12 protein-coding genes are annotated in these 13,029 nt (G+C 59.9%); 8 read left to right on the forward strand and 4 right to left on the reverse strand.

The genetic code is table 11. The annotated features are described in order from the left end of the window. Positions 1-3: 3 nt before the first annotated feature. Genes AB5Y51_RS17575 through fldA form a run of 4 tightly spaced genes read left to right on the forward strand, consistent with a single transcriptional unit; the run spans position 4 to position 1,927 of the window. Positions 4-768: an alpha/beta fold hydrolase gene (locus AB5Y51_RS17575; RefSeq protein ID WP_201925366.1), complete on the forward strand. Its 765-nt coding sequence runs from the start codon at positions 4-6 to the stop codon at positions 766-768. Positions 769-823: 55 nt separating this feature from the next. Continuing rightward, positions 824-1,045 (forward strand): DUF2788 domain-containing protein, encoded by a 222-nt coding sequence (locus tag AB5Y51_RS17580; protein WP_010674106.1) that lies wholly within the window; start codon positions 824-826, stop codon positions 1,043-1,045. 20 nt (positions 1,046-1,065) lie between these two features. After that, on the forward strand, positions 1,066-1,362 hold the full coding sequence (ybfE, locus tag AB5Y51_RS17585) for a LexA regulated protein (RefSeq protein WP_005325670.1): 297 nt from the start codon (positions 1,066-1,068) through the stop codon (positions 1,360-1,362). Between the two features lie 40 nt (positions 1,363-1,402). Next, positions 1,403-1,927 (forward strand): flavodoxin FldA, encoded by a 525-nt coding sequence (fldA, locus tag AB5Y51_RS17590; RefSeq protein ID WP_010674104.1) that lies wholly within the window; start codon positions 1,403-1,405, stop codon positions 1,925-1,927. A 68-nt stretch (positions 1,928-1,995) separates the two neighbouring features. On the opposite strand, the gene AB5Y51_RS17595 is transcribed toward fldA, so the two are convergent. Next, the gene (locus tag AB5Y51_RS17595) at positions 1,996-2,469 is read right to left on the reverse strand and encodes a DUF4442 domain-containing protein (RefSeq protein ID WP_010674103.1); all 474 of its coding nucleotides are present in this window, start codon (positions 2,467-2,469) and stop codon (positions 1,996-1,998) included. Between the two features lie 231 nt (positions 2,470-2,700). On the opposite strand from AB5Y51_RS17595, the gene fur reads away from it, so the two are divergent. Then, positions 2,701-3,129 carry a ferric iron uptake transcriptional regulator gene (gene fur, locus AB5Y51_RS17600; protein WP_010674102.1) on the forward strand — a complete coding sequence of 143 codons (429 nt, stop codon included), beginning with the start codon at positions 2,701-2,703 and terminating at the stop codon, positions 3,127-3,129. Between the two features lie 99 nt (positions 3,130-3,228). On the opposite strand, the gene glnS is transcribed toward fur, so the two are convergent. From glnS to nagE, 3 genes are all read right to left on the reverse strand, one after another. After that, positions 3,229-4,890 (reverse strand): glutamine--tRNA ligase, encoded by a 1,662-nt coding sequence (glnS, locus tag AB5Y51_RS17605; RefSeq protein WP_041215537.1) that lies wholly within the window; start codon positions 4,888-4,890, stop codon positions 3,229-3,231. A gap of 342 nt (positions 4,891-5,232) precedes the next feature. After that, on the reverse strand, positions 5,233-7,896 hold the full coding sequence (locus AB5Y51_RS17610) for a beta-N-acetylhexosaminidase (RefSeq protein WP_039039840.1): 2,664 nt from the start codon (positions 7,894-7,896) through the stop codon (positions 5,233-5,235). Positions 7,897-8,018: 122 nt separating this feature from the next. Continuing rightward, a complete protein-coding gene (nagE, locus tag AB5Y51_RS17615; RefSeq protein ID WP_039039841.1) occupies positions 8,019-9,473 on the reverse strand; it encodes an N-acetylglucosamine-specific PTS transporter subunit IIBC in 1,455 nt (484 codons plus the stop codon). A gap of 272 nt (positions 9,474-9,745) precedes the next feature. Between nagE and nagB the strand changes: the two genes are divergently transcribed. The 3 genes from nagB to AB5Y51_RS17630 are packed head-to-tail and all read left to right on the forward strand — an operon-like array spanning position 9,746 to position 12,920. Beyond that, complete coding sequence (nagB, locus tag AB5Y51_RS17620) at positions 9,746-10,546, forward strand: glucosamine-6-phosphate deaminase (RefSeq protein ID WP_010674098.1); 801 nt, start codon at positions 9,746-9,748, stop codon at positions 10,544-10,546. 9 nt (positions 10,547-10,555) lie between these two features. After that, entirely contained in the window at positions 10,556-11,701 is a 1,146-nt protein-coding gene (gene nagA / locus AB5Y51_RS17625) for an N-acetylglucosamine-6-phosphate deacetylase (protein WP_039039842.1), read from the forward strand. A gap of 4 nt (positions 11,702-11,705) precedes the next feature. Next, entirely contained in the window at positions 11,706-12,920 is a 1,215-nt protein-coding gene (locus AB5Y51_RS17630) for an ROK family protein (protein WP_010674096.1), read from the forward strand. Positions 12,921-13,029 lie beyond the last annotated feature (109 nt).

The raw sequence follows: 13,029 nt of genomic DNA on the forward strand, positions 1-13,029 counted from the left end.
CGATTGAACTTCAAGGATCAGGGCGAAGGCCCGACTGTCGTGCTGATCCATGGCCTCTTTGGCAGCCTGGACAACCTCGGCCTGCTGGCACGCCCCCTCAGCGAACAATACCGGGTCATCAGCGTCGATCTACGCAATCACGGCGCCTCCTTTCACTCGGACGAGATGAGCTACCCGGCCCAGGCGGCGGACATCCTGGCCCTGCTGGACCATCTTGGACTTGAACAGGTGGCCCTGGTGGGTCACTCCATGGGGGGCAAGGTCGCCATGCAGGTCGCCAAGCAGGCCCCTCACAGGGTCAGCAAGCTGGTGGTGGCGGACATCGCCCCGGTGGCCTATCCCCACGCCCGCCACAAGAACGTGTTTGCTGGGCTCAATGCCACGCTGGCCACGCCCCCCCAGAGCCGCAGCGAGGCGGAAGCCATGCTGGCCGAGCACATCGAGATCGCCGGGGTGCGCCAGTTCCTGCTCAAGTCCTTCGCCAAAGGGGAGTCTGGATGGGGGTGGCGTTTCAACGTGCCGGCCCTTGAGCGCAACTACGCCAACATCATGGGCTGGCCCGACGATGAACGCCGCTTCGAAGGCGCGACACTCTTCATCAAGGGGGGCGACTCCGACTATATGCTGCCCGAATACACCGGGGCCGCGATGGCCCAGTTCCCGGCCGCCAGGGCCCGCGTCATCGCCGGCACCGGCCACTGGTTGCACGCGGAAAAGCCGGTTTTGTTCAACAAACTGGTTGTGGATTTCCTGTCGACAGGCGGTTAACAGTTTCAAATCCTTTGTGATATAGTGCGCCCGTCTTAAGGAGTGCGCGCAATCCATGCTGAGTGAACACATCGATCTCATCGAGAGTCTGGGCCTGAAACTGTTCTTCGTGGCCATCTTCCTGCTGATTGGTCTGGCCATTCAGGACGTGCTCAAACGGGGCAATGTGCCCCGCTTCGGCCGCTTCATCGTCTGGCTGGTGCTGTTTCTGGGTTGCGCGGGTTTTGTCGCCAAGGGGCTGATCGAAATGGGCTGGGAAGGCTCAGGGATCGGCTAACTACTTTTCATCTGTGATGTATGGCCAAACAGCAAACTGATCGAACAACACTGGATCTGTTCGCAACTGAGAAGCGCCCCGGCAGGCCAAAGACCAATCCACTCCCCCGCGAGACCCAGCTCAAGATCAACAAGCGCAACCAGCTCAAGCGCGATCGTGAGAACGGGCTGAAACGGGTCGAGTTAAAGGTGGAAGCCGAGTTGCTGGAGCGCCTGAACCAACTTGCGCTGCAACAGAACGTCAGCCGAGCCGAGCTGATCCAATCTATCCTGAAGCAACAGATCGAGTCTGCTCATGCAGCAGGCATCGCAATCTGAACCGTCAAGCATCAACACCAGATACGGGTAACGAAACACTATGGCTAGTGTAGGTCTGTTTTTCGGCAGCGATACCGGTAATACCGAAGCTGTCGCCAAGATGATCCAGAAAGAACTGGGCAAACAACTGATTGAAGTCCGTGACATTGCCAAGAGCAGCAAGGCCGACATCGACAGCTTCGATCTGCTGATGTTCGGCATCCCGACTTGGTACTACGGCGAAGCCCAGGCCGATTGGGACGACTTCTTCCCCGAACTCGAAGAGATCGACTTCAACAACAAGCTGGTGGCCATCTTCGGATGCGGCGATCAGGAAGACTATGCCGAGTACTTCCTCGACGCCATGGGCACCCTGCGTGACATCGTCGAAGCCAAGGGCGCCATCATCATCGGCCACTGGCCGACCGCGAGCTACGAGTTCGAAGCCTCCAAGGCACTGGTGGATGACAAGCACTTCGTGGGCCTGGGCATCGACGAAGATCGCCAACCCGAGCTGACTGCAGAGCGCGTCAAGGGCTGGTGCAAACAGCTGCACGAAGAGATGTGCCTGGGCGAGCTGGAGTGATCTGATCTCCCTCCCTCTTCATGCAACAAGGGCCCCGACGGGGCCCTTGTTGCATCTGCAGCAGGCATTCAGCCCCCCCTGTGCTGGGGCTTGGATCTGACATAGAGGGTGCGCTTCACCTGGGCCACCAGCTCGCCCTGGCCATCCTGCACCTGCACCTCGAACTCGGGAAAGTGCTTCTCTCCCCCCTCGGTCGCCGCCACGATCGATGCCAGCTTGGCGTCGCTCAGGGTGAACTCCGCCACCAGTTTGCCCTTGCCCGGCTTGATGAAATTGATGCTGCCCGCCTTGTCCCACACGTAGTAGCGGTTCTTGAAATAGCCCATCAGCATCAACGGGTAGATGGGATCCGTCATGGCGAACATGCTGCCGCCGAACTGGGTCCGGTTGGCATTCTTGTTCCACCAGCGGGACTTGAGAGTGACCCGGCAGAAGCGGAAATCGGGGCTCAGGGTTTCTATCTTGATGCCTGCGCCCCAGAAGGGGGGCCAGGCGTTGAGGGCGCAGCGCACCCAAGCGGCATTGCCGAAAAGCCAATCCATGGATCTCATCCGACCAGACTATAAAGAAGTCACATAGTATCAACATTCTCTGGTCGAGCAAGCGGACCTGAATATTCCCATGATGGGCTTGATGAGCTAAAGCCCTTGAATTGCTGGGTTTATTTTTAACTTGGCTACGACCTATAATGACAGGCCAAGCGAGTTCGTGGTTGCCATTACAGCGGCAGTCAATCAGAATAACCACACCTTCGAGAATGCGAATAAATAGAAATGGCAGACAACAACCAAGCGTTAAAAAAGGCCGGGCTCAAGATCACCTTGCCCCGTGTCAAGATCCTGGAAATCCTGCAACAGCCGGACTGCCAGCACACCAGTGCGGAAGATCTGTACAAACGGCTGATCGATCAGGGCGAGGAGATTGGTCTCGCTACCGTTTATCGCGTTCTCAACCAGTTTGATGATGCCGGTATCGTCACCCGTCACCATTTCGAAGGGGGCAAGTCGGTGTTCGAGCTCGCCACCCAGGAGCACCACGACCACCTGGTCTGCCTCGACTGCGGCAAGGTGATCGAGTTCTCCGACGAGGTGATCGAACAGCGCCAGCGCGACATCGCCAAGGCGCACAACATCCGCCTGACCAACCACAGCCTTTACCTGTATGGCCACTGCGCCAACGGTGACTGCAAGCACGACGATTGATTCGGCCGGGTCGGCGCAATAAAAAAGCCAGCATGATGCTGGCTTTTTTGTGTCCGCAATCCGGACCAGAAGCGGCAGGGTCTCCCCTGCCCTCTTCTATCAGGCCTCGGCCTTGCCCCAGACGTCACGCAGGGCCACGGTGCGGTTGAACACCAGGTGCTCGGCGCTGGAGAGCTTGTTGTCGGCGCAGAAGTAACCTTCACGCTCGAACTGGTAGGCAAACTCCGGCTTGGCATCCTTCAGGGAAGCCTCCACCCGGGCCCCTTCGATGATCACCAGGGATTCCGGATTCAGGGCCGCTTCGAAGTCATCCTCGGCGCCCGGGTTCGGCACCTTGAACAGACGGTCATAGAGACGCACTTCGGCCGGCAGGGAGTGAGTGGCGCTGACCCAGTGGATCACCCCTTTCACCTTGCGGCCGTCCGCCGGATCCTTGCCCAGGGTCTCGGGGTCGTAAGAGCAGTAGATGCAGGTGACCTTGCCGTCGGCATCCTTCTCGACCCGTTCGGCCTTGATGACGTAGGCGTTGCGCAGGCGCACTTCCTTGCCCAGCACCAGCCGCTTGAACTGCTTGTTGGCTTCCTCTTTGAAGTCCGCCTCGTCGATGAAGATTTCGCGGGAGAAATGCAGCTCACGGGTCCCCATCTCCGGCTTGTTCGGGTGCGCAGGCGCCGTCAGCACCTCGTCCGCCGCCAGGTTCTCGATCACCACCTTCACCGGGTGCAGCACGGCCATGGCGCGCGGGGCGTTCTCGTTGAGATCGTCGCGGATGCAGGCTTCCAGCATGCTCATCTCGACGATGTTGTCCTGCTTGGTCACACCGATGCGCTTGCAGAACTCGCGGATGGAGGCCGGGGTGTAACCACGGCGGCGCAGACCGGAGACGGTCAGCATGCGCGGATCATCCCAGCCGTTCACGTGCCCCTCGGTCACCAGCAGGTTCAGCTTGCGCTTGGACATGACGGTGTATTCGAGGTTCAGACGGGAGAACTCGTACTGACGGGGGTGACAGTCGATGCTGATGTTGTCCAGCACCCAGTCATACAGGCGACGGTTGTCCTGGAACTCCAGGGTACACAGGGAGTGGGTGATCCCCTCCAGGGCGTCCGAGATGCAGTGGGTGAAGTCATACATCGGGTAGATGCACCACTCGTCACCGGTCTGGTGGTGGTGGGCAAACTTGATGCGATAGATGACGGGATCGCGCATCACCATGAAGGGGGATGCCATGTCGATCTTGGCGCGCAGGCAGGCGGAGCCTTCGGCCATCTCACCGTTCTTCATCTTGGCGAACAGGGCAAGGTTCTCTTCCACGCTGCGATCGCGGAACGGGCTGTTCTTGCCAGGGGCAGTCAGGGTGCCGCGGTATTCGCGCATCTGCTCCGGGGAGAGCTCGTCCACATAGGCCAGTCCCTTCTCGATGAGCTCGATGGCATAGCCGTGCAGCTTGTGGAAATAGTCGGAGGAGTAGCAGATCTCGCCGCTCCACTGGAAGCCCAGCCACTGGACGTCCTGCTTGATGGACTCCACGAACTCGATGTCTTCCTTCGCCGGGTTGGTGTCATCGAAACGCAGGTTGCACTGACCCTGATAGTCGCGGGCGATGCCGAAGTTCAGGCAGATGGATTTGGCGTGGCCGATATGGAGATAACCGTTCGGCTCCGGCGGGAAACGGGTATGCACGCTGCTGTGCTTACCGCTGGCCAGATCTTCATCAATGATCTGACGAATAAAGTTAGTTGGGCTGTTCGCCTGACTCATGGCTCACCTCAAAAATGCGTCACTGGCGGACGTTGTGCCGGCTGGCACCCTCATACCCCCGCCGTCAAGCCGGGTATGATCCCTCATTACGCGCCCTGCCTCAACCTGAATTTGGCCAATTCGGGTCATTGGCGCACCAAAAACGGCGAAACGAGAGAAATTGCAGAGATCCTGGTCAAAAAAAGCCCCGCACGGGGCGGGGTCTCAAGTGATGAAAAACAGACAAAACACACACAACAAAGGTTCACACGCAGAGTCAACCTTTCCCAAACCCGATGGCCATCGACCTTGGGAAAGGCGGGTCTTGCGACCCACCTTGCGTTATGGATTGAAGGCTAGCTATCAGTTCAGCTCGGTGACGCGGCTGGTGCGCTTGCCATCGAAGCTGGTGGTACGCAGGTAGACCTTGCCATCCACGGTCGGCTTGGCGGCAGCGTCGTAGGCGCTCCAGCTCTTGCCATCCAGGCTGTACTGGATGGGCAGACCCGGCAGATCCACATTCGCTTCCAGCACACCGTTCACCACCTTGGCACCCGGTACGGAGAGGCGATATTCCACCCCGGCCTGGTCCAGTTTCGGCAGCACGCGCTGACCCAGCACGTTGGCAAACTGGTTCCACTCCTTGTTCAGGGTGGCCTTGTTGACATGCTTGGTGGTGCCGGAGAACTCGCGACCCTTCACGTAATCGAGCTCGAAGCCGCCCTTGTGCCAGGCGCGCTCGGCCACGGAGAAGATGCGCGGATAGACCATGTATTCGTACTGGGCATCGGTGCGCACGGTTTCACTCCACTGCTGACCGGAGATCCCCTTGAACTTGACCGGATCCTGGTCACCCTTGGCCACGAAGGCGTTGCCGTCGCGGTCAACCGAGGTCTCGGCGTTCTGCGGCAGGTTTTCCGGGGCGAAGGCGAACACCTTGCGGGTGTCGTTGAAGCGGGTTGCCCAGTAGTAGCCGCGCTCGGCAGGGTGTACCTCGTTCGGGAAGTCGAAGTAGAGGTAATCCGGGTTGGAGAGCACCACGTCATAGCCCTTGTGCGCCCACTTCATCGCCTCGTTGAAACCACCCCAGTAGAGGGTTTCCCAGAAGTTGACCCGGGTCTTGTCGGTGGCGAATACGCTGGCATCCGTGGCGTACTTCAGGCCATCTTCCCACGCCTGCAGGGTGGAGAAGCCGTGGCCCTTGACCATCTCGCTCACTTCCTTGGCAAAGTAGACCGGCAGCTCGGCCACGTCCTTGATCTTGCCATCGTCGATCATCTTCTGGCACATGGGGGACTTGCCGAACGGCTTGTCCTGCTTGCTGGAGTCGACGTTGCCCTTCCAGGCCACCAGGTCTTCTTTCTTGGTGACGGCCGGATCCTGGTAACCACCGCCCTGCATGATGTTCTTCGCCTCGTCACCACCGTAGTGCCAGGCGGTCAGCGGCTGGCCGGCGGCCTGGTGCATCTGGGCCACTTCGTCCATCACCTTGGCCACGAAGGTGGCGGCACCCGGCTGGCAGGGGTTGATGAAGGACATCTTGTCGTAGAACTGTACCGAGGTGACGTTGGAGGTATCGGCCGGGTCAGTCAGACGGAACTGGTTGGCCTCGGCTTCTTTGCCCTCGCTCATCAGACGCTTGTAGCGTGCCTCCATGGAGACCACGGCGGCACGGGCGTGGGCCGGCATGTTGATCTCGGGGATCACGGTCACACCGCGGGCCTTGGCGTAACGCACCAGGTCGATGTAGTCCGCCTTGCTGTAGAAACCGGAGCCCTGGTTGTCGCTGGTGGGGCCGGAGCCAAGCTGCGGCATCAGGCACTTGGTTTCGGACTCGTCATGGCAACGCTGGCTGCCGACGTCGGTCAGCTCCGGCAGGCCCGGGATCTCCAGACGCCAGCCTTCATCGTTGGTCAGCCCCAGGTGCAGCACGTTGAGCTTCATGGCGGACATCTGATCCACCAGCTTCTTCATGGTCTCCGGGCTTCTGAAGTGACGGGCCACGTCGGTCTGCATGCCACGGTATTCAAAGCGCGGCGCATCCTCGACGCTCATCTGGCTCACCAGCTTGTCGTCAACCCCCAGCAGAGAGATCAGAGACTGGGCGCCCCAGAAGGCGCCGTCAACGTCGTGCCCCTGAATGACGGTGCCCTTCTTGCCGATGGTCATGTCGTAGCCTTCGGCCTGCTTGAGCTTGCTGCCGAGCTTGATGGTGACCGGGTAGCCGGTGTCGGAGAGGGTAACACCCAGCTTGGTCAGTTGCGCCTTCAGGGCCTCGGCGCGATCGCTCGGCAGGTCAAGGGCATTGAGCTTGATGGTGGAGAAGTCGATTTGCGGGCCGGCCTTGACCACCTGCTTCATGGGGCTTGGCAGGATGCGGTCGTCAATCTTGCCGGCAGGCAGCAGGGTGCTGGTCTGGTTCGCGGCGAAACGGGTCTCGCTGTTCATCAGGATGTTGTTGTCATCCTTGGTGCGCTTCCAGCCATCGGCAGGCATCGGCTTCTCGTAGGTGCTGGCATCGTCGATGTTGCTCATGCTGGCCAGCACTTTCGGCTCGGCCCCTTCACTGGCGACATACCAGTTCGGCATGATGTCAGATTCGAACAATACCCAGTATTCCACCACCAGGGGCACCTCGACCGTGGCGTCCTTGGCAAAGCCCTGGAACTTCTCGGTCGGCGTCAAACGATAGAGGTCGCCGGTCAGGTGGGTGATGGTGAACTGGTCGTTGTCCACCCGCTGGATGCGGCGGATGGAGGAGACATAGATGCTCCAGTCCTTGGAGGTGACGTCGGCACCGGTATTGGTCAGGTGCAGCTTGGCAACGCCGCAGCTCGCCCACTCGGAGCCCAGCGCCTGGCAATCAAGACCGGCGCCGGCACCGTCATTGGTGACGACTTCGTACTTGACGACGAGGTTGCTGGCGAGGGCGTCGACCACCGCTTGCCTGGCAGCATCGGCTGCAAGTGCGGGACCGGCGAAAACGGTAGACATGGCAATGGCTAACAGAGAATGTTTCAAGTTCATAACTGCTGCTCTCATTTGAAGTAAAGGTTGGATTTTCTTGGCTTTTTTTATATGGGGCCCCGAGGCGGGGCCCTTAGTTATGTCAACAATGGACTTAGACTTGAGGTGAGCGAGTCGCTCGATTAACGCAGGGCTTTCATCTCACCGGCGATGATCTCGGCCAATGGGCCCAGAATCACCTGCAGGTTCTGCTCACCGAGCTTGACCACACCGGCCGCGCCCAGAGCTTTGAGCTTGCGCTCATCGACGATGCTGCGGTCTTTCAGGGTCAGACGCAGACGGGTGATGCAGGCATCGATGGTCACCAGGTTCTCCTGACCACCCAGCACTTCCAGATACTGCTTGGCCAGCTCGGTGCGGTCGGTGGTTTGAGCCTGTACCGGCACGGCTTCGTCATCTTCACGACCCGGGGTTTTCAGGTTGAACTTGGCGATCACTGCGCGGAAGACCACGTAGTAGAGGCCGAAGAAGACCAGACCCTGTACCAGCAGCATGTACCACTGGGTCGCCAGCGGGTTGCGGCTGGAGAGCACCATATCCACCAGACCGGCGCTGAAGCCGAAACCGGCGATCCAGTGCATGGAGGCTGCGATGAACACGGAGATACCGGTCAGCAGGGCGTGGATGACGTACAGTACCGGCGCCACGAACATGAAGGAGAACTCGAGCGGCTCGGTCACCCCGGTGAAGAAGGCGGCAAAGGCGGCAGCGATCATGATGGACGCAACCTTCTCTTTGTTCTCTTTCTTCGCGCTGTGGTAGATGGCCAGTGCGGCACCCGGCAGACCGAACATCATGATGGGGAAGAAGCCGGCCTGGTACATGCCTGTCACGCCCACGACAGCCTTGCCGGCGTCGATGGAGGACTGGCCACCCAGGAAGTTCGGGATGTCGTTGATGCCGGCCACGTCGAACCAGAACACGGAGTTCAGGGCGTGGTGCAGACCGACCGGGATCAGCAGACGGTTGAAGAAGGCATAGATGCCGGCACCGGTGGAGCCCATGCTGACGATGGATTCACCGAAGCTCACCAGGCCACCGTAGATGACCGGCCAGACGGCCATCAGGATGAAGGAGACGACGATCATCACCACGGAGGTCACGATCGGCACCAGACGACGACCGGAGAAGAAAGCCAGCGCCTTGTGCAGCTCCACGCTGCTGAAGCGGTTGTAGAGCTCGGCAGCGATGACACCACACAGGATGCCGACGAACTGGTTGCTGATCTTGGCAAAGGCTGCCGGCACCTGGTCGGCCGGGATACCCTTGATCTGGGCCACGGCGCCCGGGCTCAGCAGGGTGGTGACCACCAGGAAGCCGACCAGACCGGCCAGCGCGGCGGAACCGTCTTTATCCTTGGACATGCCGTAAGCGACGCCGACGGCGAACAGAATGGGCATACTGTCGATGATGGCGGCACCCGCCTTGATCAGAAACGCAGCCAGAGGGCTTCCGCCACCCCAACCGTTCGGGTCAATCCAGTAGCCAATCCCCATCAGGATCGCGGCGGCAGGCAATACCGCTACCGGCACCATCAGGGCACGGCCGATCTTTTGCAAATAACCGAGAATGTTCACGGTTCCTCTCCTTAGTTGGTGTTTTTCTAGAAATTAAGTGCTTATCACGTTCGACGCATAAGCCATCAAGGCTTGATTGGCAGTCTATGTGTTTTATTTCGCTGCGCAAATTAATAAACCAGCTTTCGTGATCATTATCACTCAACAGAGATAAAGGTAGCCGATAGATGTGGCTTAGTTCGCAATCTTTATTTACGCTATAAAACAACTTGAATCCGTGTCTGGTCCCTTGCCGTCACTCCCTGTGCGGCAACCGTACTGAGGTATATAGAATGCGCCTGATCCCGTTGAAGTCTGCCAGCCAGGTGGGTCTCTGGTCTGCCCGTTACATCGTTGACCGCATCAATGCGTTCAAACCCACTGCCGAGCGCCCCTTCGTGCTGGGTCTGCCCACTGGCGGCACCCCGCTCAACACCTACAAGCGCCTGATTGAGCTGCATAAAGCCGGCGAGGTAAGCTTCCAGAACGTGGTCACCTTCAACATGGACGAGTACGTGGGGCTGCCCAAGGAACACCCGGAGAGCTACCACAGCTTCATGCACAACAACTTCTTCAATCACGTGGACATTCGCCCGGAAAACATCAACATCCTCAATGGCAACGCCGAGGATCTGGTGGCCGAGTGCCAGCGCTACGAAGACAAGATCAAGTCCTACGGCAAGATCCACCTGTTCATGGGCGGCGTCGGCAATGACGGCCACATCGCCTTCAACGAACCGGCCTCTTCCCTGGCTTCCCGTACCCGGGTCAAGACCCTGACTGAAGACACCCGCATCGCCAACTCCCGCTTCTTTGGCGGCGACATGGAGCAGGTGCCCAAGCTGGCTCTGACCGTGGGTGTCGGCACCCTGATGGACGCCGAAGAGATCCTGATCCTGGTGGTCGGTCACGCCAAGGCCCAGGCCCTGCAGGCCACCGTGGAGGGCAGCGTCAACCACATGTGGACCATCTCCACCCTGCAACTGCATCCGAAAGGGATTGTGGTGTGCGACGAACCTTCCACCATGGAGTTGAAGGTCAAGACGGTGCGCTACTTCCAGCAACTGGAAGCCGACAACATCAAGCACCTCTGAGGAGCTCCCATGTACGCTCTGACTAATTGCACTCTCTACACCGGCAGCTGCGTGCTGACCGGTTATGGCGTGGTCATTGATGGCGACAAGATTGTCGCCATCTCCCGCCAGGCAGAACTGCCCGCCGGCATCGAGCAGATTGACCTCCAGGGCGCCAACCTCAGCGCCGGCTTCATCGACGTGCAGCTCAACGGCTGCGGTGGCGTCATGTTCAACGGTCACATCACCACGGACACCCTGGCCACCATGCAGGCGGCCAACCTGAAATCCGGGACCACCAGCTTCCTGCCGACCCTGATCACCAGCCCGGATGCGGACATGAAGCAGGCCGTCGCCGTCACCCGCGACTACATGGCCGCCCACCCCAACGAGGTGCTTGGCGTCCATCTGGAAGGGCCCTACACCAACCTCAAGCGCAAGGGGATCCACCCGGCCGAACAGATCCGCCAGCCCGCCGACGAGATGATCGACTTCTTCTGCGACAACGCGGACGCCATCGCCAAGATCACCCTGGCGCCGGAGCGCAACAAGCCCGAGCACATCCGCCGTCTGGTGGAGGCCGGCATCCTGGTCTCCGCCGGCCACACCGCCGCCAACTACGACCAGGCCATGGCGGGCTTTGACAACGGCATGCGCTTTGCCACCCACCTCTACAACGCCATGACTCCGACCCTGAATGGTCGCGAGCCCGGCGTGGTCGGTGCCATCTACGATCGCAAGGATGTCTATGCGGGCATCATCGTCGACGGCCACCACGTACACTGGGCCAACGTGCGTCTGGCGCACAGGATGCTGGGGGAGCGGCTGGTGCTGGTCACCGATGCCACCGCGGCGGCGGGCGCACCGGAAGGCTTTGAGAAATTTGATTTTTGCGGCGCAACCGTCTATTTCCGCGATGGTCAGTGCGTCGATGAGAATGGTACACTCGGCGGCTCCGCCCTCACCATGATCGAAGGGGTGGAAAATCTGGTCAAACAGGTCGGATTGCCGCTCGACGAAGCACTGAGAATGGCCACCCTTTACCCCGCTCGCGCCATTGGATGGGACTCGCGTCTCGGTAGTATCCAGGTCGGAAAAATTGCCAACCTCACCGTCTTTGATCAGGCCTTCGCGGTCTGCGGGACCGTGGTTAACGGACACTACACAACACAGTGACACTATGACTGGCGGACAAATAGCAAACGTAGATCTTATCAAGCAGGTAAACAGTGCGGTCGTCTATCGCCTCATTGACCTGCAGGGGCCCATCTCGCGGGTCAAAATTGCCGAGTTGAGTCAGCTGGCCCCGGCCAGCGTGACCAAGATAACCCGGCAACTGATCGAGCACGGCCTCATCAGGGAAACCTCGCCGCAAGCCTCCACCGGCGGGCGCCGCGCCATCTCCCTGACCACCATCAAGCATCGCTTCCAGTTTGTGTCCGCCAAGCTGGGTCGCGGCTACCTGCAGCTCTCCCTGTATGACCTCGACGGCAAGGAGCTCGATCAGCACATCACCCAGGTGACCGAGATCGAGCAGCAACCGGTGGTGGACATGCTGCTGCGGGAGATTGGCGCCTTCATCGACGCCAATCAGGATCGCAGCCGCAACCTCATCAGTATCGCGCTGACCATGCCGGGTCTGGTCAACCCGGAATCCGGCATGGTCATCTACACCCCCACCTACCAGATCCGCAACCTGGGGCTCGCCAAGCTCCTGGAGCACCACTTCAACCTCCCCTGCTACGTGGGCAACGACACCCGTTCGCTGGCGCTGGCCGAACACTTCTTCGGCGAGTCCCGTGACTGCATGGACTCCATCCTGGTGAGTGTCCACCAGGGGACGGGCTCGGGCATCATCACCAAGGGCAAGGTGTTTCTCGGCCAGAACCGCAACGTCGGTGAAATAGGCCACATCCAGGTCGAACCCCTTGGCAAGCGCTGCCACTGCGGCAACTTCGGCTGCCTCGAGACCATCGCCTCCAACGAGGCCATCGTCGACAAGGTGAAGGAGCTCATCAGCCGCGGTCACCTGAGTTCGCTGCAAGAGAAGCACATCACCATCCAGGAGGTGTGCAAGGCGGCGGTGGCCGGTGACGAGCTGGCCCGCAGCGTGATCGAGAACGTGGGGGAGCACCTGGGGCGCGCCATCGCCATCACGGTCAACCTGTTCAACCCCCAGAAGGTGCTCATCGCCGGTGAAATCACCGCCGCCGAAGAGATCCTGATCCCGGCCATCCGCCGCTGTGTCGAGCACCAGTCTCTGCCAAGTTTCCATCGCGGCCTGCCCATCGTGAAGGCGCGCTTCCAGAATCAGCCCACCATCGGCGGCTTCGCCCTGGTCAAGCGCTCCCTGCTGGAAGGGGATCTGCTGCAGATCATCATGGAGCAAAAGTAAGCTCCACCCCTTCGGATACGAAAACGGCAGCCAGTGGCTGCCGTTTTTTTATGGTCTGTTTTCGCCGGTTCACCCCGCCCGGCACGGTTTGAACAGATCCAGCTTGCCG

This window comes from Aeromonas sp. R7-1 (genome assembly GCF_040908115.1).
Classification (GTDB): domain Bacteria; phylum Pseudomonadota; class Gammaproteobacteria; order Enterobacterales; family Aeromonadaceae; genus Aeromonas; species Aeromonas caviae.

Coding starts and splice junctions, on each gene's coding strand:
- AB5Y51_RS17580 (WP_010674106.1), top strand. CDS start 824: ATGCTGAGTGAACACATCGATCTCATCGAGAGTCTGGGCCTGAAACTG.
- ybfE (WP_005325670.1), top strand. CDS start 1,066: ATGGCCAAACAGCAAACTGATCGAACAACACTGGATCTGTTCGCAACT.
- fldA (WP_010674104.1), top strand. CDS start 1,403: ATGGCTAGTGTAGGTCTGTTTTTCGGCAGCGATACCGGTAATACCGAA.
- AB5Y51_RS17595 (WP_010674103.1), bottom strand. CDS start 2,469: ATGGATTGGCTTTTCGGCAATGCCGCTTGGGTGCGCTGCGCCCTCAAC.
- fur (WP_010674102.1), top strand. CDS start 2,701: ATGGCAGACAACAACCAAGCGTTAAAAAAGGCCGGGCTCAAGATCACC.
- glnS (WP_041215537.1), bottom strand. CDS start 4,890: ATGAGTCAGGCGAACAGCCCAACTAACTTTATTCGTCAGATCATTGAT.
- AB5Y51_RS17610 (WP_039039840.1), bottom strand. CDS start 7,896: ATGAACTTGAAACATTCTCTGTTAGCCATTGCCATGTCTACCGTTTTC.
- nagB (WP_010674098.1), top strand. CDS start 9,746: ATGCGCCTGATCCCGTTGAAGTCTGCCAGCCAGGTGGGTCTCTGGTCT.
- nagA (WP_039039842.1), top strand. CDS start 10,556: ATGTACGCTCTGACTAATTGCACTCTCTACACCGGCAGCTGCGTGCTG.
- AB5Y51_RS17630 (WP_010674096.1), top strand. CDS start 11,706: ATGACTGGCGGACAAATAGCAAACGTAGATCTTATCAAGCAGGTAAAC.